Origin of the sequence: Aeromonas sobria (assembly GCF_006243315.1) — a bacterium.
Taxonomy (GTDB): domain Bacteria; phylum Pseudomonadota; class Gammaproteobacteria; order Enterobacterales; family Aeromonadaceae; genus Aeromonas; species Aeromonas sobria_A.
In genome coordinates, this window is record NZ_NKWE01000095.1 from 1 (window position 1) to 757 (window position 757).

Genomic DNA, 757 nt, shown 5'->3' on the forward strand with positions numbered 1-757 from the left:
CCATAGCCCAGCGTTCTTGCGAGGCGGGATACAGGCTGTCGCCCCTTTGCGCGAGATAAGCTGATGGCTGGCTTTGCTGTCATAGGCGCCATCCGCATAAACACGTCCCAGCTTGCGCCGCAGTGGGTTGAGCAAGGTCGGCAACACCTCGGCATCATGGACATTTTCCAACGACACTTCCGCTGCCACGATATCGTGAGTCACCGGGTCTACTGCCAGATGCAACTTGCGCCAGACTCGCCGCTTCTCGGCGCCGTGTTTTCTGACCTTCCACTCGCCTTCACCAAACACCTTCAGCCCGGTTGAGTCGATAACCAAGTCGGTAATGCGTCCCTTTGGGGGCTGTCGATAAGCGACCGTCACTGTGCGTGCTCGCTTGCTGACACAGCTGTAATCGGGGGCACAAAGCGGTACGTTCATCAACTCGAACAGGGAGTCGAGTAGTCCCTGAGTGGCCCGCAGAGTGAGGTTGAAAATCCCCTTGAGCATCAGGAAGGTACAGATGGTCTGGTCAGTGTAAAGCTGGCTGCGGCCCCGCCGCCCATGATGGTCGTGGTGAAACCAGTTGTTCATGGCCTCGGCATCAACCCAGAAGGTGAGTGAACCACGGTTAATCAAAGACTTGTTGTATTGAGGCCAGTTGGTGATGGAGTGAAGCGACGTGCCCATGATGCAGACTTGAAGAGGGTGGTGGTGATCAGATCACCGCGCCCTCAGTTAGTTCCATTCAAGCTGCATCGATTTGGGCAACAACGCC

At 56.4% G+C, this 757-nt stretch carries 1 protein-coding gene; it reads right to left on the reverse strand.

All coding sequences use genetic code 11. The annotated features are described in order from the left end of the window. Positions 1-669: IS5 family transposase (locus tag CF137_RS21890; RefSeq protein WP_139721654.1), on the reverse strand; the 669-nt coding region annotated here is incomplete at its 3' end. Positions 670-757: the final 88 nt, after the last annotated feature.